Origin of the sequence: Sulfitobacter sediminilitoris, from assembly GCF_010667575.1 — a bacterium.
Lineage (GTDB): Bacteria > Pseudomonadota > Alphaproteobacteria > Rhodobacterales > Rhodobacteraceae > Sulfitobacter > Sulfitobacter sediminilitoris.
Genome location: NZ_JAABNT010000086.1, coordinates 1 through 714, shown reverse-complemented (window position 1 = coordinate 714; position 714 = coordinate 1). Strand labels below are relative to the sequence as shown.

Annotated in this window: 1 protein-coding gene; it reads left to right on the top strand. The window is 53.4% G+C overall.

Features of this window, described 5'->3' with window-relative positions:
• Positions 1-57 precede the first annotated feature (57 nt).
• Positions 58-714, top strand: a 657-nt coding sequence (locus GV827_RS23225; RefSeq protein ID WP_164356713.1) for an IS6 family transposase, incomplete at its 3' end; no start/stop codon positions are given.

The following is a 714-nucleotide window of genomic DNA, read 5'->3' as shown; positions in this document are numbered from 1 at the left end:
GGTCTTGTCAGAAGGATTCTGATTGAGCTGGGCAGGGCGGTCTCGTAGCCTTTGCTCATGACAAAGCGCGACCCTTTCAAGTACTTTCACAGTAGCCCTGAAATTATCCGGCTGGCTGTCATGATGTATGTTCGCTTTCCACTTTCGCTCCGCAACGTCGAAGATCTACTGCACGAACGCGGCATAGACATCAGCCACGAAACGGTGCGGTACTGGTGGAATAGATTTGGCCCGATGTTTGCCGCTGAAATCCGCCGCAGACGTGTCCAGCAGATGCGGTCGTATTCGAACTGGCAGTGGCACCTGAACGAGGTTTTCGTGAAGATCAATGGGGAACTGCACTACCTGTGGCGAGCTGTGGATCACGAGGGTGAAGTGCTGGAAAGCTTCGTCAGCAAGCGCCGGGATCGCAAAGCAGCATTGAAATTCATAAGAAAATCAATGAAACGTTACGGCCAACCGCAAGTGCTGGTGACCGACCAGTTACGCTCCTATGGCGCGGCGATGAAGCAAATCGGTAATGCTGAAAGACAGGAAACGGGACGCTGGCAGAACAATCGGGCGGAGAATTCGCACCTGCCTTTTCGACGACGAGAACGCGCCATGCAACGGTTCCGCAGCATGAGATGTTTACAGAAATTCGCCGCCGTTCACGCCTCCGTCTCAAACCATTTCAACCAGGAACGGAGCCTCTACTCCCGAGCTAATTTCAAG